The sequence below is a fragment of the Camelimonas fluminis genome (genome assembly GCF_014656355.1).
GTDB lineage: Bacteria > Pseudomonadota > Alphaproteobacteria > Rhizobiales > Beijerinckiaceae > Camelimonas > Camelimonas fluminis.
The window spans coordinates 316,110-337,871 of sequence record NZ_BNCG01000002.1 but is presented as its reverse complement, the minus strand read 5'-3'; the positions used below and the strand labels follow the sequence as shown (position 1 = coordinate 337,871).

Sequence of the window (21,762 nt, the reverse complement as noted above, 5' to 3'; positions counted from 1 at the left end):
GTCGCGTCGCTTCCCTTGGGTAAAGCAAGGTGAAATCAACGAGATGGATGACATTCCTCAAGTGATTTGACCGGATTTCTCCCCAGGCAGGCGGCAATATTTGCGGAGAGTGAAAGCGCGATGGATATCAGCGGGCTGACAGGTCTGTTCGGGTCATTTCTTGGCTCGGTCATCCCTTTCATTTTTGTGCTCTCGATTGTGGTGTTCGTGCATGAGTACGGGCACTACATCGTCGGTCGCTGGTGCGGCGTCGGGGTGAAGGCCTTCTCGATCGGATTCGGCCGCGAGCTGTTCGGCTGGACCGATCGACACGGAACGCGCTGGAAAGTCTCGGCCATTCCGCTTGGCGGCTATGTGAAGTTTGAGGGCGACGCCGGCGCCGCCAGCACGCCGGATCACGCGGGGCTTGCGGGCATGAGCGCGGCGGAGCGGGCGCGCAGTTTCCACCACGCCAGCCTGCCGCGCCGCGCCGCCATCGTCGCCGCCGGGCCGGTGGCCAACTTCATCCTCGCCATCGCTATTTTCAGTCTCACCATCTTCGCCTATGGCCGGATGGAGCTGATCCCGCGCGTCGAAGCGGTGCAGGAGAACAGCGTCGCCGCCCAGGCGGGGTTCCACGCCGGCGATCTGGTGAAGGCGATCGACGGCGAGGCGATCTCCAATTTCGCCGACATGCAGCGCATTATTTCCGGCAGCGCTGGGGAAAAACTGGAATTCACTGTGGATCGCGGCGGTTCGGTGATTCACATTGAGGCCACGCCATCCGTGCGCGAGCTGTCGACGCCGTTCGGCAAGCAGCGCATCGGCATGCTGGGCGTGCAGGGCTCGCGCAATCCGGCGGACGCCCAGGTTCGCCACTATGGCCCGCTGGATTCCCTGAAAATGGGGACGCTGGAAACCTGGCGCGTGGTGGATCGCACCTTCGCCTATCTGGGCAAGCTCATCGTCGGCAAGGAATCCGTGGACCAGCTTTCCGGTCCGATCCGCATCGCCCAGGTGTCTGGCCACGTGGCGCAGATGGGACTGACGCCGCTGCTCAACCTGGCCGCTTTCCTGTCCGTGTCGATCGGGTTGCTTAACCTCTTTCCCATTCCGATGCTCGACGGGGGACACCTGCTGTTTTATGCAGTGGAGGCCGTGCGGGGGCGACCCATGAGCGAGCGTCTCCAGGAGTATGGATTTCGCATTGGTCTTGCCCTCGTGCTGATGCTGATGCTGTTCGTGACATGGAACGATCTTATGCATCTGGGCAGTCTGTTTGGTCTGCGGGCATCGTGACTTCGTAACCACGGTTGGGAAAAAACCTTTTGTTAACCCTCTCTTCGATTGCATGCGGACGTAAACCCGTTAGAAGCATTTTGAGAGGCAGCGTAGAACGCATGGATAGCGCCCCCTTGAAGGGGTCCATAAGAATCAGGGCGGCCAGTTTATGAATGTGACTGCAACGATCCGCAGTGTGGGTATGACAGGCGTGAGCCGTCTTGCTCTTGCGACCGGGCTTCTGCTGGCGACTGGCGTCGTTGGCGTGCAGGCCCAGACGGCAGCGGAGGGCTATGGGCAGCACCGCAGCGCCTCCCGCGCCAGTGAGCGTCAGATCGTCAATCGCGTGGTCTTCGAGGGTAACAAGAAGATCCAGAAGGATGTCCTTCTTGGCGAGTTGTCGACCAAGGCGCGTGATCCCTACAGCCCGGCGACGGTCCAGAGCGACGAGGCGCTGCTGCGTGAGATCTACAAGCGCGGCGGTCGTGGGTTCGCCACCGTTTCCAGCCGTGTTGTTCCGCTCGACAATGGTCGTGTTGACGTCGTCTTCACCATCAAGGAAGGCGACAAGACCGGCGTCAAGGAAATCAATTTCGTCGGCAACCACGCCTATTCGTCCACGCGTCTGCGCAACCTGATGCAGACGACGGAAATGAATCTGCTGTCGTGGCTGAAGACCTCCGACGTTTATGATCCGGACAAGATCGCCCAGGACGAGGACGCTATCCGTCGCTTCTATCTGAAGCATGGTTACGCCGATTTCCGCATCGTGCAGAGCGACGCGGCGTTCGACGACGCCAAGGGCGGCTGGGTCGTCACCATTGGCGTGGAAGAGGGGCAGCCCTATCGCGTCGCCGACGTGAATGTGGAATCCCGCATTCCGGGCGTTTCCGCTGAGGACGTGCGCAAGCGCATGAAGACCTCCGCTGGCGACGTCTATGACGCCGACGCCATCGAGAAGGGCATGGAGTCGATGACCACGGACGTGATGCGTCGTGGTTATCCCTTCGCTCAGGTCCGTCCGGCTGGCGTTCGCGACAGCCAGAACAACACCATCGGCCTGACCTACGTGGTCGAGGAAGGTCCGCGCGTTTATGTTGAGCGCATCAACATCCGCGGCAATGCCCGTACGCGTGACTATGTCATTCGCCGCGAGCTCGATCTGGAGGAAGGCGACGCCTACAACAAGGTGCTCGTCGATCGCGCCGAGCGCCGCCTGAACAACCTTGGCTACTTCAAGAAGGTGCGCGTCACCAACGAACCGGGCAGCCAGCCTGACCGCGTGGTGCTGAACATCGACGTTGAAGATCAGGCCACGGGTCAGTTCTCGGTGTCGGGCGGTTACTCGACCCAGGACGGCATCATCGGTGAAGTGGCCGTTTCCGAATCCAACTTCATGGGTCGCGGCCAGTACGTGCGCCTCGCCGGCCAGCTCGGCCAGCGCGCCAACGGCGTGCAGCTCTCGTTCACCGAGCCGTACTTCCTCGGTCAGCGCCTCGCCGCCGGCTTCGACATCTTCACGAAGTATGTCGACAACACCAAGTACGGTAACTACGAGACGCGGACGTCGGGCGGCACCATCCGTTTCGGTCTGCCGATCACGGAAGAGTTCTCGATGCAGCTGCGTTACTCGCTGTATCAGACCAACCTGAAGGTGCCGAACACCTACAAGAAGCCGTACAACGACTGTAGCGTTCCGCTGCCAGGCTACACCACGGTGTTCTCGCCGAGCGATCCGGGCCGCGGCCTGTATCTGTACGACGGCGGGCCTGGCGCCCTGTCGTACTATCCGAACTGCGCTTACGACGGCGAAGCCTCGATCGCGGTGAAGGAATCGCGCGGCAACACCATCACGTCGCTGGTTGGCGCCACGCTGACCTACAGCACGCTGGACAACGTCAAGGATCCGCACAGCGGTATCTTCGCCGAGGTTCGTCCTGAGGTGGCTGGTCTCGGCGGTGACTCGAAGTTCATTCGCGCCACCGGTGAGGCCCGTTACTACCGCGAGCTGTTCGACGACGTGGTCGGCATCCTGAAGATCCAGGGCGGTCACATCAGCCCGATCGGCGGCAAGGACCTGCGCCTGACCGACCAGTTCTTCATGGGCCCGACGCTGGTGCGCGGCTTCGCTCCGTCCGGCATTGGCCCGCGTGACCTGAATGGCGATCCGGCCACGAACGGCATCGGCGGCACCACCTACTTCGGCGCCAGCGTTGAAGTTCAGTTCCCGATCCCGCTGGTTCCGCGTGAGATTGGCCTGAAGGGCGCCCTGTTTGCCGACGCCGGCACGCTCTATGGCTACAAGGGCAAGCGCTACTTCGACCTGAACAACAACGGCGTGATCGAGGGCTGGGGCGCCATGGGCTGCAGCACCGCGGGCCTGCCGGTTCAGCCGGAATGCGTGAACGTCTACGACTCCAAGTCGATCCGTTCGTCGGTCGGCGCCAGCATCCTGTGGCAGTCGCCGCTCGGTCCCATCCGCTTCGACTACGCTTATGCGCTTTCGAAGGCGACCGGCGACCGCACCCAGGCGTTCCGCTTCTCTGGTGGCGGCAGCTTCTGATCTATCGCTGGCGGGCGATCATGCGGCCGCTTGTGTCTGAATCCTTCGCGGCGGGGCGTCTTCTGGACGTCCCGCCGTTTTCACTGTATGGCCCCGGATAATGACTGACCCGGTATTCTTCAGGCCCGTGCGCGGCATCGCCCTGCAGGAGGTCGCAGCACTGGCTGGCGTGCCTCTTCCAGAAGGCGTCGACCCGTCGCGGATAATTCTCGGCGTCGCGCCGCTGGAAAGCGCCGGACCGGACGAGTTGTCCTATATGGACAACGCCAGATACGTGGCGCAGCTGGGCGCCACGCGCGCCGGCGTGGTGCTGGTGGCGGACCGGTACGCCCCGAGGGTGGGGGCCGGGTCGGTCGCCATTGTCTGCAAGGACCCGCACCGCGCTTACGCTCGCGTTCTGGCGGAGCTGTTTCCCGACGCCATGCGGCCCGGTTCATTTTTCGGCGCTTCCGGCGTGGCGCCGGGCGCCATCGTGCATCCGGACGCGCGCATCGAGCAGGGGGCGGTCATTGACCCCGGCGCGGTGATTGGCGCTGGCGCCGAAGTGGGGCGCGGCACGGTGATTGGCGCGACGTCAGTGGTGGGTCCGGGCGTGCGCATCGGCCGTGACTGTTCCATCGCTCCAGGCGTGGTGCTGCAGCACGCGTTGCTGGGCAACCGGGTGATCATTCACCCGGGCGCGCGCGTTGGCCAGGACGGTTTTGGCTTCGCCATGGGGGGCTCGCACCTGAAGTTGCCGCAAATCGGACGCGTGATCATACAGGATGACGTGGAGATCGGCGCCAACACCACGGTTGACCGCGGCGCCACGCGCGACACCATGATCGGCGAGGGCACGAAGATCGACAATCTTGTGCAGATTGCCCACAACGTGGTGATCGGTCGTCATTGCGTCATCGTCTCCCAGGTGGGCATAGCTGGCAGCTCCACCATTGAGGATTATGTGGTTATCGGCGGTCAGGTCGGCGTGATCGGTCATGTTCGCGTCGGGGCCGGCTCCCAGATCGCCGCGACGTCGAATGTCAATTCGGACGTGCCGCCGGGCTCCATCTGGGGCGGAACGCCAGCGCGTCCGGTCAAGGAATGGTTCCGTGAAATCGCGGCGCTGAAAAAGCTTGCGTCGCGCGACAGGAACAAGTGAACAATCTTGAAGGTCAGATCGGTCCACGGTCGTGACGGGCATCAGCAAGGAGCATTTTGATGGAAGGGGCGCCGCAGAAGCTGGAGTCGGCGGATATTGTGCAGATCATGAGCTATCTGCCCCATCGGTATCCATTCTTGCTCGTTGACCGCATCATTGAGATTGATCGCGATGAATCCTGTATCGGCATCAAGAACGTCACGTTCAACGAGCCGCAGTTTCAGGGGCATTTTCCGACCCGTCCGCTGTTTCCAGGCGTCCTGTTGATCGAGGGCATGGCGCAGACCGCCGGCGCGATCTGCGTCGCCAGCAAAATTGCTGAGTCCAAAGCGCCGAAGCAGGTGTTTTTCATGACCATCGACAAGTGCAAGTTCCGCAAGCCGGTGGAGCCGGGGGACGTTGTCGAGTTTCACATGCGCAAGCTCAATAACCGCCGCAACATGTGGTGGTATCGCGGCGAGGCCAAGGTCAACGGCGTTCTGGTCGCGGAGGCTGAGGTCTCGGCCATGCTGGTGCTCGAGTGACCATGGGCGGCCGCATCCATCAACTTGCTGTCGTTGATCCGGCGGCGAAGCTCGGCGACGGCGTCAGCATTGGCCCGTTTTGCACGGTTGGCCCCGATGTCACGCTTGGCGACGGCGTTGAGCTGGTCAGCCATGTGGCGGTCGCCGGCCACACCACCATTGGCGCCCGCACGAAGATCTACCCGTTCGCGTCGATCGGACACGCGCCGCAGGATCTCAAATACGCCGGCGAGCCGTCGACGCTGAGCGTCGGCGCGGAATGCATGATCCGTGAAGGGGTTACCATCAACCCCGGAACGGCGGGCGGCGGAATGGCGACGGTGGTCGGCGACCGTTGCGCCCTGCTGGCGAATTCCCACATCGGCCATGACTGTCACGTCGGCAGCAATGTCATCATGTCCAACAATGTGATGCTGGCCGGCCATGTCACGGTGGGAGATCACGTCATCCTGGGGGGCGGCTCGGCTGTCATCCAGTTCACCCGCGTTGGGGCGCATGCGTTCGTTGGCGGCATGTCGGGGCTTGAGAATGATCTCATCCCTTACGGCATGGTCATCGGCAATCGCGCCCATCTGGCTGGCCTCAATCTGGTCGGGCTGAAGCGGCGCGGTTTCGCGCGTGAGGATATTCACGCCCTGCGCCGGGCCTATCGTCTGCTGTTCGCTGCGGAAGGCACGCTGCTGGAGCGTGTGGCCGATGCTGAGAGCGAACTGGGCGGCCATCCGCTGGTCACCGAGGTGCTGGCGTTTATCCGTGAGGGCGGAGACCGGGCGATCTGTACTCCGCGACAGGCCGAGAGCTGATCAATGGAGGCGCCGGTCGCCATTCTGGCCGGCGGCGGGTCACTGCCGCTGGCGTTGGCGCAAGCCCTGCGTCAGCGTGGCCGTCCGGTTCAGATCCTTGCGCTGCGCGGCTTTGCCGATCGGGCGACGCGCCGCGCCGCAGGCGCCGTGCGCGACCTGCTCGACGCCCAGGGCGTGCTTGACGTCCTGCATTCCTGGCGACCTTGCTCGGTGAGCCTGGCCGGCTATGTACATCGCCCGGGGCCGCTCGCCCTGCTGGGGGCCTATTCTGCTTTCCGTAATCGTGAGCTGATCGCCCGTCTCGCCGCCTCCGGGGATGACGGGCTTCTGCGCGGCGTGGTCAATCTTCTGGAAGATCAGGGGTTTCCGGTCGCAGGCGTCCATGATCTCGCGCCGGAATTGCTGGCGCCCGAAGGCGTGCTGGGCGAGACGCCGGCGGCGGCGGCCGCCGCCGTGGACATTGGCTTCGCCGTGCTCGCCAGTCTCTCGCCATATGATGTTGGGCAGGCCGTTGTCGTTGCTGGCGCGCGGGTCTGTGCTGTCGAAGGACCAGAAGGCACCGACGCCATGATTGCCCGCGTGCGCAAGTTGTGGGGAAGCGGCCGTCTGCCACGCTCGGATCAGGCGCCGGTTCTGGTGAAGAACGCCAAGGCGGGGCAGGATCTGCGCATTGACATGCCAGTGATCGGCCCGCGCACGGTGCGGTGCGCTGCGGCGGCGGGATTCGCCGGCATCGCAGTCGGCGCCGGCAAGACGATGATTATCAATCAGGCGGCGACGGTCGCGGAAGCCAACCGGCGGAAGGTCTTTCTGATCGGCGCATCGGCCGTCTAGAGCATTTTCATCGAGGTGGACTCCGCTTCGCGTGAAGAGGTCATGTCAATTCGGGATGGTCGCGCGCGAATCCGGTCCAGCACGAACTGATTCTGCCCTGGAGCGACGCCGGTGAAATCGGGTTCACGGCGGCGTTCTGTCGCTTTGCCATGATGCGGTTGCACGCGGTTGGCCCGCGCGTCTGCTCCGGGACGCGCATCCCTGGGAGGACAAGGTGAAAGCAGCAGGTCCCCTGAAGGTCTGGATGGTTTGTGGCGAGGAATCCGGCGATCAGCTTGGGGCCGGGCTTGCCGCCGCGTTGAAGCAGCGGCTGGGTTCCGATGGCGTCAGTTTCGGCGGAGTCGGTGGCGAGCGTCTCGCGCACGAAGGCCTCCAGAGCCTGTTTCCCCTGTCTGACATCGCCGTCATGGGCTTCATCGCGCCGATCATGCGGCTGCCCACATTGATCCGGCGGGTCTACCAGACCGTCAAAGCCATTGTCGCGGCGCAGCCTGACGTGCTGGTCATTATCGATAGTCCGGATTTCACCCATGCGGTGGCGAAGCGGGTGCGCAAACGCCTGCCGACGCTGCCGATTGTGGACTATGTCAGCCCCAGCGTCTGGGCCTGGCGCCCGGGCCGGGCGCGCAAGATGGCGGCTTACGTTGATCATTTGCTGGCGTTGCTGCCGTTTGAACCGGAAGCACACCGGCAACTGGGCGGGCCGCCGTGCACATATGTCGGCCATCGGCTGATTGAGAAACTGCCGCTGCTGCGGGGAGAGCGGAAAATCGGTCACCCGCTGGCCTCGCCGCCGGCGTTGCTGGTGCTGCCGGGTAGCCGACGCAGTGAAATCTCCCGCCTGCTGACCGTATTCGGCGAAACCCTCGGCCAGTTGCACGATCGGGGCCTGCGTTTCGATCTGGTGCTGCCGGCGGTCCGTCACCTGGAAGATGAGATCCGCCAGGGCGTCGCCGCATGGAAAACACCGCCGCGCATCGTTCTGGGCGAGGAAGCGAAACTCCAGACTTTCCAGCAGGCTGACGCGGCGCTGGCCGCCTCGGGCACCGTGACCCTGGAGCTGGCGCTGGCCGGCGTCCCCATGGTGGTGGCCTACCGCGTGTCGAATATCGAAAGCGCCATACTTCGCCGGCTCATTACCGCGCCGTCGGCGGTGCTCGCCAATCTCATCCTTGGCAGGAACGCCATTCCGGAATTTATCCAGCAGGATTGCACGGTGGAGAATTTGTCCGCCGCCCTGGCGCCGCTGCTGTCGGAAACACCGGAGCGGCGCGAGCAGATCGCCGCCTTGACTGATGTTGAGGCGCGTATGCTGACTGGCGACGAAACGCCATCGGAGCGGGCGGCGCGCATCGTTATTGATATGGCCGGACAGGGGCGGGGCTGACCCGCGCAGGTCCGAGCAACCCGCTTCGCATCACACCGGATCTGTTCTGGCGCGGCCGGAAGTCCGCGCGCTCCCGCGCTTCATCCCCAGCCTGAAGCTGCGCTCCCTTCGCGTGTTGGCATGCATGTCCGCAAGGCGCGGCGGCTCTTCCTTGCTGAACGCCAATAAAAAACCCCGGCGCATCGCCGGGGTTGATGTCTTCCAGCGCGGAAAAATCAGCGCTGGTTGATGTTGACGTAATCGCGACGCGGCGCGCCGGTGTAGAGCTGGCGTGGGCGGCCGATCTTCTGCGCCGGATCCTCAATCATTTCCTTCCACTGGGCGATCCAGCCCGTGGTGCGGGCGAGGGCGAACAGCACCGTGAACATGGCGGTGGGGAAGCCCATGGCCTTCAGGGTGATGCCCGAATAGAAGTCGATGTTCGGATACAGCTTCTTCTCGATGAAGTATTCGTCCGAAAGGGCGATGCGCTCCAGCTCCATGGCGACTTCGAGCAGCGGATCGTCCTTGATCCCGAGCTCGTTGAGCACCTCATGGGTGGTCTTCTGCATGATCTTGGCGCGCGGGTCGTAGTTTTTGTAGACGCGGTGGCCAAAGCCCATCAGGCGGAACGGATCGTTCTTGTCCTTGGCGCGGGCGATGAACTCCGGAATCCGGTCAACGGTGCCAATTTCCTCAAGCATCTTGAGGGCGGCTTCGTTGGCGCCGCCGTGCGCGGGTCCCCACAGGCAGGCGATGCCAGCGGCGATGCAGGCGAACGGATTGGCGCCCGACGAACCGGCGAGGCGCACGGTCGAGGTCGAGGCGTTCTGCTCGTGATCGGCGTGCAGGATGAAGATGCGGTCAAGGGCGCGCGACAGCACCGGATTGACCTTGTACTCCTCGCACGGCACGGCGAAGCACATCTGCAGGAAGTTCGACGTGTAGTCGAGATCGTTCTGCGGATAAACGAACGGCTGGCCGACATGATACTTGTAAGCCAGGGCGGCGAGGGTCGGAACCTTCGCGATCATGCGCATGGAAGCGATCATGCGCTGCTTCGGATCATTGATGTCGGTGGAGTCGTGGTAGAACGCCGACAGGGCGCCGACCGAAGCCACCATGATCGACATGGGGTGGGCGTCGCGGCGGAAACCATGGAAGAAGCGCAGCAGCTGCTCGTGCACCATGGTGTGGCGGGTGACGCGATAATCGAAATCCGACTTCTCCTGGGCGGTCGGCAGTTTGCCTTCCAGCAGCAGGTAGCAGGTCTCAAGAAAATCGCCGTGCTCGGCCAGCTGTTCGATCGGATAGCCGCGATACAGCAGGATGCCTTCGTCGCCGTCGATGTAGGTGATCTGCGACTCGCAGGACGCGGTCGAGGTGAAACCGGGGTCGAACGTGAACATCCCGGTGTCTTTGTACAGGGGCGCGATATCAACGACGCTTGGCCCGATGGTGCCCTGTTTGATCTTCAGGTCCACCGAGTTTCCATCGACGCTTAGTGCTGCCGTTTTTGCGGTCATTGAATCACCCCTGGCATGGTCTGACCGGGCGGCGCTAACGAACTTCGGACAGTTCGTTGGCCGCGCCGCACGGTGCTGGGTTATCTTGCTGCGCAAAGCCTGAAGGGCTGGAGGCAGCTAGTGCTTCGGTAAACGATTTGCCGGGGGCCTTCAAGCGTAACTGCGCTTCCGGCTCTCCAGCATGGCTGGTCTGCGCATGAAGCGGGCGCCGGGAACGGGCCGCCGTGGGCCGGGGCAGGGAGGGCTTGTGGCGATATCGCCTCAACACAGCAGGCGTTGGCGCCGCCGGGCCTGTCGGACTGGCGTTTTCTGCCTGTGCGAGCGTCATTTTACCTGAAACAAAACAATGAGGTGGGCGACCCATCCACCATGGCGTTTGCGGCGTGTCCGCGCCGGCCCCCGGGCTGGCTCTGAAGGCCATGCGGCGCCGCTGAACAGCCAATGCGCGGACGGCCACGTTTCCGTGGCCGTCCGTCGTTTGTTTTTCCTGGGGAACGGAGCCGCTCGGGCCGGCGCGACCGCTCCGTTCAGGCGGCCTGATCGCGGATACGGGCGAGGGATTCCTCGCGCCCGAGTACGGTCATGACGTCAAACAGGCCGGGAGAGGTGGTTTTCCCGGTCAGCGCGGCCCGCAGCGGCTGGGCCACCTGGCCGAGCTTGACGCCCTCGGCTTCCGCGACATCGCGCACGGCCGCCTCAAGGGCCGCGCCCGCCCAGTCCTGCAACGGTTCAATGTGGGACAGCACGCTGACCAGCCGGCGCCGGGCCGCGTCGTCGAGCAGCGCCGCCGCTTTCGGCTCAAGCGGCAGCGGGCGCGCCGCATACAGGTATGCTGCGCTGTCGAGCAACTCCACCAGGGTTTTGGCGCGCTCCTTGAGGCCAGGCATGGCGGCCAGCAATTTGGCGCGCTGCTCCGGCGTGAAGCTGTCCCCGAGGCCGCGGGCCGGGCCCAGCTCCGGCAGGATCGCTTCAATGGCCTCCACCAGCCGCTCGTCGCTGGCGTTGCGCATATAAATGCCGTTGAGGTTTTCCAGCTTGGCGAAATCAAAACGCGCCGCCGAGCGGCCGATCTGGCCGAGACCAAAGGCGGCGATCATCTCGTCGGTGGAAAACACCTCCTGGTCGCCGTGGCTCCAGCCGAGGCGCACCAGATAGTTGCGCAACGCTTCCGGCAGATAGCCCATGCTGCGGTAGGCCTCGACGCCAAGAGCGCCATGGCGCTTGGAGAGCTTGGCGCCGTCCGGCCCATGAATCAGCGGAATGTGCGCCATCACCGGCGTCTTCCAGCCCAGCGCGTCATAGATCTGCTTCTGGCGCGCCGCGTTGGTCAGGTGATCGTCGCCGCGAATGATGTGGGTGACGCCCATGTCGTGATCGTCCACCACGACCGCCAGCATATAGGTCGGGTTGCCGTCGGAGCGCAGCAGCACCAGGTCGTCGAGATCCTTGTTCTGCCAGACGACGCGACCCTGCACCTCGTCCTCGATGACCGTTTCGCCGGTCTGCGGCGCCTTGAGACGCACCACCGGTTTCACGCCGGCGGGCGCCTCGGCCGCGTCGCGATCGCGCCAGCGGCCGTCGTAGCGCATGGGCCGGCCCGCCTTGCGGGCCAGCTCGCGCATCTCCGTCAACTCCTCGGGCGTGGCGTAGCAATAATAAGCGTCGCCGCTGGCGAGCAACTGGTCGACTGCTTCGCGATGACGCGCGGCGCGGCCGTGCTGGTAAACCACGTCGTCGTCCCAGTTCAGGCCCAGCCAGCCAAGGCCGTCGATAATGGCGGCGATGGCGGCGTCCGTGGAGCGCTCGCGATCGGTGTCCTCGATGCGCAGCAGCATCTTGCCGCCGTACTTGCGCGCGTAGAGCCAGTTGAACAGAGCGGTGCGGGCGCCCCCAATATGCAGATAGCCAGTGGGAGACGGAGCGAATCGCGTGATGATCTGATCGGTCATGAGCTCAACAGCGTGTGAAATGCGGAAAGCGACGCCCGGTTGGGGGCGCCATGGTCTGGATGGATGTGGTTGCGCCGGTCCAGCAAAAGCGCGTCCTGCTTTTGCATGAGGATTTGCGTAAAATCAAAGTCCTGGCGCGTTGTGTTTGACGTCATGCCCGCCAGACGGCGCCCCATCGGATTGTTCGTCCATAAAGCTGCGGGCGCGAGCCCACAGCCGGGATAACGCCTGAACCCGCGCCGGGTCGGCCGTTTGCACGGAGCCGTCGCCGGATCGCTGTCAACGCGCCATGCCCTCGTGTAGCATGTCGTCGCCGCCAGTCGAAGCCAGACGCAGGCCATGACTGGACGTTGATTGTTGCAGTTGTATGGCGGGCGCAACCCGCCCTGACGCTGGAACGGCGCATGAAGCCAGTGGCGAGAGCGCAGGGTGGGGCGGCGGACGCCCCGCGCCGGTCTGGTGCGCCTGCGTTCGCGTGGGACGGGCCGGCGCTTGCCGCCGAGGTCCCCCATGCGGCGTCCGCCGAGGTTGGCGCGGATTCCCGCTTTTCTGACACGGCTGATCCAGGAACTGATCCAGCACGGGAAGATCTGGCCCGCCCGGGGCTCTGGTCGCTCCCGACCTATTCTGGCCTGGCCCGCCGTCTGGCGGCCGGCTTTGCGCGCGAGGCTCGGCTGCTGCGCCGGGCTCCGGCCGAGACCCCGCGCGTCTGGGCGGTGATGGCCATCGCCCAGACGCGTGGCTGGCTGGGCGCGGACATCGACCAGCGGCGCCATTGGCTCTGGCTGCCGGTGCTCTTCGGCTGCGGCGTCATCTGGTATTTCAACCGGTTGACGCCGGGCGACGCTGGCCCTTCGCTGGTCGCTGCCTGCGCCCTGCTGCTTGCGGCGATGACGCGCCGTCAGCCAGCCGCGCGCATGGCGCTGATCGCGCTTGCCATGATCCCCGCTGGCTACGCCGCCAGCGCCCTGCGGCTTGCCGCGCTCGATGCGCCCGTATTGCAGCGACCAGCCATTGGCGAACTGACCGGATACATCGTGGCGGTGGACCAGCGCGGAGCCGGTTCGAGGCTGCTCGTGGCTCCCGTCAGCTTCGCGAACCTGCCCCCGCAACAGTTGCCGCGCCTGGTGAGGCTGTCTTTGCGGCAGGCCGAGCCCTTGCGCGCCGGCGTCATGGTGCGGACAAAGGCGCGTTTGCTGCCCCCACCGGAGGCGGCGCGCCCGGGCGGTTATGACTTCGCCCGCGACGCCTGGTTCCGGCAGATCGGGGGCTCCGGCTCAGCTCTCGGCCGGGTCGCTGTCCTGAATGAGATGCAGGCCGCGTGGGGTGATGCAGCGCCGGCGCAACCTGGGGCTCCGGCGCAGGGGCGGGACAAACACGATCAGGATAGCATGCGGGAGACATCGGCGCCGCCCACTGCGTCGCCGTGGGCATGGCGTCTCGCCGCCTGGATCGACAATCGCCGCATGACGCTGACCGATCGCATCGCCGGCGCCTGGGGCGGCCAGGCCGGCGCGGTCGCCGCGGCCCTCGTCACCGGCAAACGCGGTCAGATCGCGGACGAAACCAACGTCTGGCTGCGGGCCGCCGGCATTTACCACATCATCTCCATTTCCGGACTGCACATGGTGCTGGCCGCCGGCATGTTCTTCTGGACGGCGCGCGCGGCGCTGGCCCTGTCGCCGTGGTGCGCGCTGCATCTGCCGGTGCGCAAGATCGCCGCCATCCTCGCCATGGCCGGGGCGACCGCCTATTGCATTTTCTCGGGAGCGGATGTCGCGACCGAACGGTCATTGATCATGATCCTCGCCATGCTGGGCGCCATCCTGGTCGACCGGCCCGCGCTCTCGATGCACAATCTGGCCGTGGCGGCGATGGTTGTGCTGGTGCGCGAACCGGAAAGCCTGCTGGGCCCGGGATTTCAGATGTCGTTCGCCGCCGTGGCGGGGCTGATTGTGCTGGCGGATCGTGGCGTCGTCACGCCTGGCCAACCGCGGCGGCGGCGTCCGCAACCGGGCCTGATCCGGCGGATGGCCGCGCCGCTGGTCGCGGTGGGGTTGACGACGCTTGTCTGCGAACTCGCCACCGGACCATTCAGCGTCTGGCACTTCCAGTCCGTGTATCCGCTGGGGCTGATCGGCAACGCCATGGCCCTGCCATTTCTGTCGCTGGTGGTGATGCCGGCCGCTGTCGTGGGCGTCGCCTTGACGCCGCTTGGCCTCGACTGGCCAGTCTGGTGGGTGATGGGGGCGGCGACCGAGCCGGTGCTGTACGTCGCCATGCGCATCGCCGCGACGCCCCACGCCGTCGCCGGCGTCGCCGCGCCAGGCCCGGGGGCGCTGCTGTGTCTCAGCGCGGCCATCGTCTGGTTCGTCATCTGGCGGACGCCCTTGCGCTGGGCGGCTCTTGCGCCAGCGCTTGCCGGGCTTGTTCTGCTCCAGGCCGCTCCGACCCCCGATGTGCTGGCTGACCGGCAGGGACGTGGGGCGCTGGTGGTGCGGGGCGCGGGACGCGATGCTGAAGGGCGCCTGCGCGTCACGCTGTTGGGCGCACCGTCGTCATTCACTGTTGAACAATGGTTGCGCGCCGTTGGCGACCAGCGGACGGCGGCCGATCCTTCCCTGCGCTCCGGAGCGCGCTGCGATCCGCTCGGTTGCATCGTGACGCGCGATGATGGCGGCGCGGTCGCATGGAGCCGGGAACGGCGCAGCCTGTTCGAGGATTGCGCGCGCGCCGACGTCGTCGTCTCGCCACATCGCGCGCCATCGGGATGCGGCGCGGCTGTGATGCTGGACCGTCAGACACTGGCGCAACTGGGCGCCGCCAGCATCTATCTGCAGGAAGGCGCGGCCACCGTGAGGCGTGTGCGGAAGACCGGAGAAAACTGGCCGTGGACGCCAGCAAAACCATCCCGATACGAACCGCCCGCACGCCGGACCTTCCAGCCCACCAAAGAGGCAGAGCGACAGGAGGGCGCGGACCTGTCCGGCGTAGCCGATCTGCCTGGCGTCGCAACCTCCGGGCCAGCGTCAGGCCGGGCGCCAGCATTTCGCAAAGCGGAGCCCGATGAGGAGGCGCCTGACGAAGCTGACGCCGCACAACCGGACCAGGGGAGCCCCCCGCACGGAAAGCGGAGCGAAGCCGCCGTCCCGTAAGCGGCGGCCGCGAAATCCCGGCTGCCAGCCAAAGGATTCAGGGGCGCGCGACGTGGCGTCCGCGCGCTGGCGACCGTTCGAAAGCATCCCCAGGTAATGGCGGCGTTCAGACGCCGGGACGCTGCGCATCAGTAACGACGCACCAGGCTGACGAGTTTGCCCTGGATTTTCACCCGACCCGCCGGCAGCACCCGGTTTTCAAACTGTGGATTGGCAGCTTCCAGCTCGACGCTGGGGCCGCGCTTGCGCAGACGTTTCAGGGTTGCTTCCTCATCGTCGATCAGCGCGACGATGATGTCGCCGTTGTCGGCGGAGTCCTGACGGCGGATCACCACGGTGTCGCCCTCAAGAATGCCGGCGTCCACCATCGAATCGCCGCGTACTTCCAGGGCGTAGTGCTCGCCCGTTCCCAGCAGCCCAACCGGGAGAGGAATGCTCTCGCCCTGATGCTGTATGGCGCTGATCGGCACGCCAGCGGCAATGCGGCCGATCAGCGGCACGGCGACCACGCCCGGGATCTGCCCCTCCGCCATGGCCGGGGCGTTCCCGTCGCACTCCGTGCGTTTTGTCGCCGTCGCGGAACCCTTGCCGCCCGCCACCACGCGCGGCCGGAAGCCGGACTGGGCGGGCCTTGCTTCAGTAGCCCGCTGGATGTCCGGCATCCGCAACACTTCAACAGCACGCGCCCGGTTGGGCAGCCGGCGAATAAAGCCGCGCTCCTCAAGCGCCATGATCAGACGATGGATGCCCGATTTCGATTTGAGATCCAGCGCCTCCTTCATTTCGTCAAACGACGGCGGAACGCCGGTTTCCTGAAGGCGTTGATGGATAAAACGCAAAAGCTCGTGCTGTTTGGCCGTCAACATTGTCTTTCACCCCCGATGACAGACCAGCCGGCCGCCCGTCGCAACGCCGGACGATCACGGCAAAACTGTCAGGCCGATTCTGCAGCGAAACAAATCATGAACAGTATGGCATGTTCCCGCTGTGTTCCGCAACATGTGATCCGGCCCCGGATATGTTGACCGGCAGACTTCACGCGGCCGGCTGTGGCGAAGCAGGCCGGCAAGGGGTGTCATGCGCTGCGCGCAGGCAGGAGCACGTGGCCGCCGCAGTTGACACAAACACTGGTACTGATCAGTATCTTTATCAAGAATAAGGATATTTCACAAAATATGGCGACTGCGCCGGGAGTGAAACATGTCTGCTACGGGCGATAACGCCGCGCATATCGAGGTCGATGCGCTGAAGGCGCGTTACCGGGAGGAGCGGGACCGGCGCCTGCGCGCCGACGGCAACCAGCAATACGCGGCCATGACCGGCGAGTTCGCGCATTATCTGGACGATCCGTATGTAGAGCCGGGCTTCACCCGCGAGCCGGTGCGCGAAACTGTCGACGCCGTGGTGATCGGCGGCGGTTTTGGCGGTCTGCTGTCTGGCGCGCGCTTGCGCGAGGCGGGGATCGAATCATTCCGCATCATTGAGAAGGGCGGCGACTTCGGCGGCACCTGGTACTGGAACCGTTATCCGGGCGCAGCCTGCGATACGGAAAGCTACATCTACCTGCCGTTGCTGGAAGAAACCGGCTACACGCCGCAGCGCAAATATGCCCGCGCGCCGGAAATTCTCGCCCAGGCCCACCGCGTCGCCCGCCATTTCAATCTGTATCCCCACGCCCTGTTCCAGACGGTGGCGACCGAGATGCGGTGGGAGGAGGCCGCAGCCCGCTGGCGCCTGCGCACCGATCGCGGCGACGAGATTTCCGCCCGGTTCGTTATCCTCGTCGGCGGTCCGCTGGACCGGCCGAAGCTGCCTGGCATTCCAGGGGTCGAGACTTTCAAAGGCCACAGCTTCCACACCAGCCGCTGGGACTACGCCTACACTGGCGGTGATTCCCACGGCAATCTCACCGGCCTTGCCGACAAGCGCGTCGGCATCATCGGCACCGGGGCCACGGCGGTGCAGTGCGTGCCGCATCTTGGCGAATGGTCAAAGGAACTGTTCGTCTTCCAGCGCACGCCGTCGTCCATTGACGTGCGTGATGACAGGCCCACCGACATGGATTGGGCGGGTTCGCTCCAGCCCGGCTGGCAACGGGCGCGGATGGACAATTTCACCGCCGTCGTCTCGGGCGGCGACTTCGAGGAGGATCTGGTCAACGACGGCTGGACAGATCTCATCGGCAACATCCTGCTGGCGGCGCGGCGCAAGCAGAAGCAGGGCGAGGTCGTTGAAGATCCGGAAAAGCTGATCGAACTGGCCGACTTCCAGAAGATGGAGCGGGTGCGCGCCCGCGTTGATTCCATCGTCCAGGACGCCGCGATCGCCGCGGCGCTGAAGCCCTGGTATAGCCAGTTTTGCAAGCGGCCGTGCTTCCACGACGGCTATTTGCCGACCTTCAATCGCCCCAACGTTCATCTCATCGACACGGAGGGACGCGGCGTTGAGCGCATCACCGAAACCGGCGTCGTCGTCGACGGCAAATCATATGAACTGGATTGCCTGATCTACGCCACCGGCTTCGAGGTCGGCACCGACATCACCCGCCGGTTCGGTCTGGAGGTTTACGGCCGCGATGGCCTGACCCTCACGGAGAAATGGAAGGACGGCGCCGAAACTTTCCATGGCCTGTTCTCGCGCGGCTTCCCCAACTGCTTCATCGTCACGCCGATCCAGTCCGGCCAGAGCCCGAACTTCCAGCACATGCTGGACGAGCAGACCCGTCATATCGGCTGGCTGCTGCGGCAGATGCGCGAGCGCGGCGCGGTCACCGTGGAGGCGACAGAGGCAGCGGAAAAGGCGTGGGTCGACGCCTGCGTCAAGATCGCCCGCGCCCGCGTGCCTTATCTGGAGGAGTGCACGCCGGGCTACTACAATAACGAGGGCAACGTGAACAACATGCGTGTGCTGAAAAACAACCAGTACTGGCGTGGCCCGACCGTGTTCCTGCGCATGTGGGACGCCTGGCGCCAGAAGGGCGACATGGACGGGCTGGAACTTGGCTACAGCGCCCAGGCGGCGGAGTAAGGGCTTTTCAGCGCAAGCGTGTTTTCCCACGCCGCGCGTCACGGCCATTCATGGCGGGCGGCGTCAGAAGGTCCGGTCGGGCATCAGCCGGTTCACATGAGCGGCGATGCCCCGGCGCGGTTCTGATCCCATGCCATGAGCGCGTCTCCGCTATCGGTTGAGCGTGTCTGGCGCGCCAGTTTTGCCGCAGACACATGACTCGCGTCCGTTCGTTGGTGGATGCGGGAAGGGGTCTGGCCGATACGTTGTGGCCCTTGGCGAACGCTCCGGAAATGGCCGGTAAACGCGCCGTGGCGGCGTCCCATGTCAGATCAACGTGGATATTGACCATCGTCACATGCTTGGGCGCAGCGCGGCGGAGTTTTGCATTCGGCCGTGACGGATCGATTTTTGCCTGCAACCCGTTTCTCAAGTTTTAAACTCGACGAATATATGTAAGTATATGGAATTATAGATATTTATTACATAAAGTGATGGTTGTCGTGAATAAGTGCATTCAGAAATTCTTGTTGGCCGCAGCTCTTGCGGCGGGTCTTCCACACATGGCCTGGGCTGGCTGGAGCTATGATGTGCTTTCGCGCCGCCTCGCCAGCGGCGAAACGCCCACGGTGGTGATGCGGCTGGCGAAATGCACGGGCGGGGAAAAGTTTGGGCAGGCCGGTTTCGCCGTTGTCCGGTTCCAGGCCTGGAATGTCATCGACAGATGGATCGCCACCTCTGACAATCATCTGTTCCTGTCGTCAAAAACCGGCGCGATGACGTTGCAGTACGTCCGTCTGCGCCTGACGCCGGATGGAGGCGCCAGGGTCTATCTTCGCCAGCTTGACCCGACAACGTTCCGGCCGCTTGAGGATGCGACCGAGCTTGCCTGCGGGACGGACAGCGAGGCGCTAACCTTCGTGTCTCCGGGCAACTGACGGCTCCCGCGCGGCGTTCCGGGTTGGGGCGCTCCGGGCTCCGCCGCGGGGCGGCCCGCGGCGGCGCATCGTCAGGCGCGAGACGCCGCAGGCGCCAGCTGGGACCCGGATTCAGGCCGGCTGAAGCAGGGCCCGGGTTGCGGCGGTGACGTCTTCCTGGCGCATCAGGCTTTCGCCAACCAGATAGGCGTTGACCTTGCAGGCGGCGAGGCGGGCGATGTCCTGCGGATTGAAGATGCCGCTTTCGCCGACCAGCACGCGATCCGCCGGCACGCGCGGGGCCAGGCGTTCGGTCACCGACAGCGACACCTCGAAGGTGCGCAGGTCGCGGTTGTTGACGCCAATCAGTCGCGACGGCAATTTCAGGGCGCGCTCCAGTTCGTCGCCGTCATGCACCTCCACCAGCGTATCCATGCCGAGGCGGGTAGCTGTCCGCGTCAGCTCAAGGGCAGTCGCGTCGTCAACCGAAGCCATGATGACCAGGATGCAGTCCGCGCCCCAGGCCCGGGCTTCGAAAACCTGGTATGGATCGTAGAGGAAGTCCTTGCGTAACGCGGGCAGGGCGCAGGCGGCGCGGGCCGCCTTCAGAAAGTCCGGGCTGCCCTGAAACGACGGCGTATCGGTCAACACCGACAGGCAGGCGGCGCCGCCGGCCTCATAAGCGCGGGCCAGCGCCGGTGGGTCAAAATCGGCGCGGATCAGCCCTTTCGACGGACTGGCTTTCTTGATCTCGGCGATGAGCGCCGGCTGGCCGGCGGCGATCTTCCGCTCCAGCGCGGCCAGAAAGCCGCGCGGCGCCGGAGCGGCGGCGGCCTGCCGCTCGATCTCCGCCTGGGGGATCGCGGCCCTGGCGGCGGCGATTTCCTCCAGCTTGTACGCGCCGATGCGCTCCAGAACGTTGCTCATGCCGTTGCTCCCGCGTGGCTCGCCCGGGCCAGCTTTTCCAGCGTCTTGCGCGCCGCGCCGCTGTCGATCGCCTGCGCCGCCATGGCGACGCCGGCGGCCAGATCATAGGCCTTTCCGGCGACGACCAGCGCCGCGCCGGCGTTCATCAGCACGATGTCGCGGTAGGCGCCCGCCTCGCCCTGGAGCAGGCGCATGGCGGCGGAGGCGTTATGCTCCGGATCGCCGCCCTTCAGGTCGTCGAGGCTGGCCCGCTTCAGGCCGACATCCTCTGGCTGCACGGTGAATGTGCGCACGGCGCCATCTTCCAGCGCCACCACCTGGGTAGGGCCAGTGGTGGTGATCTCGTCCAGCCCGTCGGAGCCGTGCACCGCCCATACCCGTTCGGCGCCGAGCGTCTGCAACACGCGCACCATCGGCTCCAGCCACATGGCCGAGAACGAGCCGAGCAGCTGCCGCTTCACGGAAGCCGGATTCGAGAGCGGACCCAGAATATTGAAGATGGTCCGCGCGCCCAGCTCAGTGCGCACCGGCGCCACATGGCGCATCGAGGAATGGTGATTGGGCGCGAACATGAAGCCGATGCCGGCGTCCTGGATGCAGCGGGTGATGTCGGCCGGGCTGAGATCCAGATTGACGCCGAGCGCCATCAGCACGTCGGCTGAACCGGATTTGGACGATGCGGCGCGGTTGCCGTGCTTGGCCACCGGAACGCCGCAGGCGGCGACGACGAAGGCGCTGAGGGTCGAGACGTTCCAGGTGCCGACATTGTCGCCGCCGGTGCCGACGATGTCGATGGCGTCTGCGGGCGCTTCGACCGCCGCCATGCGGCTGCGCATGGCGCTGACGGCGCCGACGATCTCGTCCAGGCTCTCGCCGCGCACGCGCAAGGCCATCAGGAAAGCGCCAGCCTGGGAGGGCGTCACCTCTCCGGAAAGCAGGTTCTCGAAGGCGGCCCGGGCTTCGTCGCGGGTCAGGGCCGCGCCGGTCGCAACCTTGGCGATGAAGGGTTTGAAAGCGTCCATGGCGTCCGTCAATGTCCAGCGGTTGCCGCGGCGTTCCACGCGGCGGCCAGGTTGAAGAAGTTTCGCATCATGGTCGCGCCATGCTCGGAGAGGATGCTTTCCGGGTGGAACTGCACCCCGTGCACCGGCAGGCTGACATGCGAAAGGGCCATGATCTGGCCATCGTCGGTCTCGGCGGTGATCGCCAGCTCGGTGGGGCAGGTTTCCCGGTCGACGATCAGCGAATGATAGCGCGTGGCGTTGAACGGGCCGTCGATCCCTTCAAAGATCGTCTGCCCCGTGTGGCGCACCACGGAAACCTTGCCGTGCATCGGCAGTGGCGCGCGCACCACCTGGCCGCCATAGGCCTGGCCAATGGATTGCAGGCCGAGGCAAACGCCGAACACCGGGATGCGGTCGCCGAGATCGCGGATCACGTCAAGGCAAACGCCAGCTTCGTTGGGCGTGCATGGCCCCGGCGACAGCACAATGGCGTCCGGCGCCATGGCGGCGATGTCAGCCGTGGTGAGCGTGTCGTTGCGATGCACGTCCACCTGCGGGCCCAGCGCGCCGATCAGGTGCACCAGGTTCCAGGTGAATGAGTCGTAATTGTCGACAAGAACCACGCGCGTCATGGCAGGGCCTTTATCATTCAGGGCATTTCCGGGGAAAGGCTCTTCGCCGTTCCGTGAAAATGCGTCAGCCCCAAAGGGCTTTGGCAATGGGCAGGGCGAATCCGTTGGTCAGCAGCTTCGCCAGCGCCACGACGCTGTCGTCCGCCGCAACGCAG

Annotated in this window: 16 protein-coding genes; 10 read left to right on the top strand and 6 right to left on the bottom strand. The window is 65.0% G+C overall.

The annotated features are described in order from the left end of the window. The first annotated feature begins 120 nt into the window (after positions 1-120). From rseP to lpxB, 7 genes are all read left to right on the top strand, one after another. The gene (gene rseP, locus IE243_RS04890; protein ID WP_191318220.1) at positions 121-1,278 is read left to right on the top strand and encodes an RIP metalloprotease RseP; all 1,158 of its coding nucleotides are present in this window, start codon (positions 121-123) and stop codon (positions 1,276-1,278) included. Between the two features lie 184 nt (positions 1,279-1,462). Then, positions 1,463-3,823 carry an outer membrane protein assembly factor BamA gene (gene bamA / locus IE243_RS04885; RefSeq protein WP_373301562.1) on the top strand — a complete coding sequence of 787 codons (2,361 nt, stop codon included), beginning with the start codon at positions 1,463-1,465 and terminating at the stop codon, positions 3,821-3,823. 100 nt (positions 3,824-3,923) lie between these two features. Continuing rightward, on the top strand, positions 3,924-4,964 hold the full coding sequence (lpxD, locus tag IE243_RS04880) for a UDP-3-O-(3-hydroxymyristoyl)glucosamine N-acyltransferase (RefSeq protein WP_191318218.1): 1,041 nt from the start codon (positions 3,924-3,926) through the stop codon (positions 4,962-4,964). A gap of 59 nt (positions 4,965-5,023) precedes the next feature. Beyond that, positions 5,024-5,488, top strand: a complete 465-nt coding sequence (gene fabZ, locus IE243_RS04875; protein ID WP_191318217.1) for a 3-hydroxyacyl-ACP dehydratase FabZ — start codon at positions 5,024-5,026, stop codon at positions 5,486-5,488. Positions 5,489-5,490: 2 nt separating this feature from the next. Beyond that, the gene (gene lpxA / locus IE243_RS04870; RefSeq protein WP_191318216.1) at positions 5,491-6,291 is read left to right on the top strand and encodes an acyl-ACP--UDP-N-acetylglucosamine O-acyltransferase; all 801 of its coding nucleotides are present in this window, start codon (positions 5,491-5,493) and stop codon (positions 6,289-6,291) included. Between the two features lie 3 nt (positions 6,292-6,294). After that, a complete protein-coding gene (locus IE243_RS04865; RefSeq protein ID WP_191318215.1) occupies positions 6,295-7,125 on the top strand; it encodes an LpxI family protein in 831 nt (276 codons plus the stop codon). A gap of 214 nt (positions 7,126-7,339) precedes the next feature. Continuing rightward, a complete protein-coding gene (gene lpxB / locus IE243_RS04860) occupies positions 7,340-8,512 on the top strand; it encodes a lipid-A-disaccharide synthase (protein ID WP_280514575.1) in 1,173 nt (390 codons plus the stop codon). Positions 8,513-8,727: 215 nt separating this feature from the next. Here the strand turns inward: lpxB and gltA are convergent, their stop codons facing one another. Then, on the bottom strand, positions 8,728-10,017 hold the full coding sequence (gltA, locus tag IE243_RS04855) for a citrate synthase (RefSeq protein WP_191318214.1): 1,290 nt from the start codon (positions 10,015-10,017) through the stop codon (positions 8,728-8,730). A 527-nt stretch (positions 10,018-10,544) separates the two neighbouring features. Then, positions 10,545-11,966, bottom strand: a complete 1,422-nt coding sequence (gene gltX / locus IE243_RS04850) for a glutamate--tRNA ligase (RefSeq protein WP_191318213.1) — start codon at positions 11,964-11,966, stop codon at positions 10,545-10,547. Between the two features lie 404 nt (positions 11,967-12,370). Between gltX and IE243_RS04845 the strand changes: the two genes are divergently transcribed. Then, positions 12,371-15,121, top strand: a complete 2,751-nt coding sequence (locus IE243_RS04845) for a ComEC/Rec2 family competence protein (protein ID WP_191318212.1) — start codon at positions 12,371-12,373, stop codon at positions 15,119-15,121. A gap of 128 nt (positions 15,122-15,249) precedes the next feature. Here the strand turns inward: IE243_RS04845 and lexA are convergent, their stop codons facing one another. After that, entirely contained in the window at positions 15,250-15,987 is a 738-nt protein-coding gene (gene lexA / locus IE243_RS04840; RefSeq protein WP_191318211.1) for a transcriptional repressor LexA, read from the bottom strand. A 334-nt stretch (positions 15,988-16,321) separates the two neighbouring features. Here lexA and IE243_RS04835 point away from each other — a divergent pair, with 334 nt between their 5' ends. Further along, positions 16,322-18,148 (top strand): flavin-containing monooxygenase, encoded by a 1,827-nt coding sequence (locus IE243_RS04835; RefSeq protein WP_191318210.1) that lies wholly within the window; start codon positions 16,322-16,324, stop codon positions 18,146-18,148. A 509-nt stretch (positions 18,149-18,657) separates the two neighbouring features. Further along, positions 18,658-19,065: a VirK family protein gene (locus IE243_RS04830; RefSeq protein ID WP_191318209.1), complete on the top strand. Its 408-nt coding sequence runs from the start codon at positions 18,658-18,660 to the stop codon at positions 19,063-19,065. A 111-nt stretch (positions 19,066-19,176) separates the two neighbouring features. On the opposite strand, the gene trpC is transcribed toward IE243_RS04830, so the two are convergent. From trpC to IE243_RS04815, 3 genes are read right to left on the bottom strand one after another with little or no spacing between them, the layout of a single operon-like run. Further along, positions 19,177-19,971 carry an indole-3-glycerol phosphate synthase TrpC gene (trpC, locus tag IE243_RS04825; RefSeq protein ID WP_191318208.1) on the bottom strand — a complete coding sequence of 265 codons (795 nt, stop codon included), beginning with the start codon at positions 19,969-19,971 and terminating at the stop codon, positions 19,177-19,179. Continuing rightward, positions 19,968-20,993, bottom strand: coding sequence for an anthranilate phosphoribosyltransferase (trpD, locus tag IE243_RS04820; RefSeq protein WP_191318207.1), 1,026 nt, complete (start codon positions 20,991-20,993; stop codon positions 19,968-19,970). The genes trpC and trpD overlap by 4 nt, the downstream gene beginning before the upstream one ends. A gap of 8 nt (positions 20,994-21,001) precedes the next feature. After that, the gene (locus tag IE243_RS04815) at positions 21,002-21,607 is read right to left on the bottom strand and encodes an anthranilate synthase component II (protein ID WP_191318206.1); all 606 of its coding nucleotides are present in this window, start codon (positions 21,605-21,607) and stop codon (positions 21,002-21,004) included. Positions 21,608-21,762: the final 155 nt, after the last annotated feature.

Bases quoted from the DNA above. Each gene is read 5' to 3' on its own strand.
- lpxA (WP_191318216.1), top strand. From the start codon at position 5,491: ATGGGCGGCCGCATCCATCAACTTGCTGTCGTTGATCCGGCGGCGAAG.
- trpC (WP_191318208.1), bottom strand. From the start codon at position 19,971: ATGAGCAACGTTCTGGAGCGCATCGGCGCGTACAAGCTGGAGGAAATC.
- gltX (WP_191318213.1), bottom strand. From the start codon at position 11,966: ATGACCGATCAGATCATCACGCGATTCGCTCCGTCTCCCACTGGCTAT.
- lpxD (WP_191318218.1), top strand. From the start codon at position 3,924: ATGACTGACCCGGTATTCTTCAGGCCCGTGCGCGGCATCGCCCTGCAG.
- rseP (WP_191318220.1), top strand. From the start codon at position 121: ATGGATATCAGCGGGCTGACAGGTCTGTTCGGGTCATTTCTTGGCTCG.
- trpD (WP_191318207.1), bottom strand. From the start codon at position 20,993: ATGGACGCTTTCAAACCCTTCATCGCCAAGGTTGCGACCGGCGCGGCC.
- IE243_RS04815 (WP_191318206.1), bottom strand. From the start codon at position 21,607: ATGACGCGCGTGGTTCTTGTCGACAATTACGACTCATTCACCTGGAAC.
- IE243_RS04865 (WP_191318215.1), top strand. From the start codon at position 6,295: ATGGAGGCGCCGGTCGCCATTCTGGCCGGCGGCGGGTCACTGCCGCTG.
- lexA (WP_191318211.1), bottom strand. From the start codon at position 15,987: ATGTTGACGGCCAAACAGCACGAGCTTTTGCGTTTTATCCATCAACGC.
- bamA (WP_373301562.1), top strand. From the start codon at position 1,463: ATGACAGGCGTGAGCCGTCTTGCTCTTGCGACCGGGCTTCTGCTGGCG.
- gltA (WP_191318214.1), bottom strand. From the start codon at position 10,017: ATGACCGCAAAAACGGCAGCACTAAGCGTCGATGGAAACTCGGTGGAC.
- IE243_RS04845 (WP_191318212.1), top strand. From the start codon at position 12,371: ATGAAGCCAGTGGCGAGAGCGCAGGGTGGGGCGGCGGACGCCCCGCGC.
- fabZ (WP_191318217.1), top strand. From the start codon at position 5,024: ATGGAAGGGGCGCCGCAGAAGCTGGAGTCGGCGGATATTGTGCAGATC.
- IE243_RS04835 (WP_191318210.1), top strand. From the start codon at position 16,322: ATGTCTGCTACGGGCGATAACGCCGCGCATATCGAGGTCGATGCGCTG.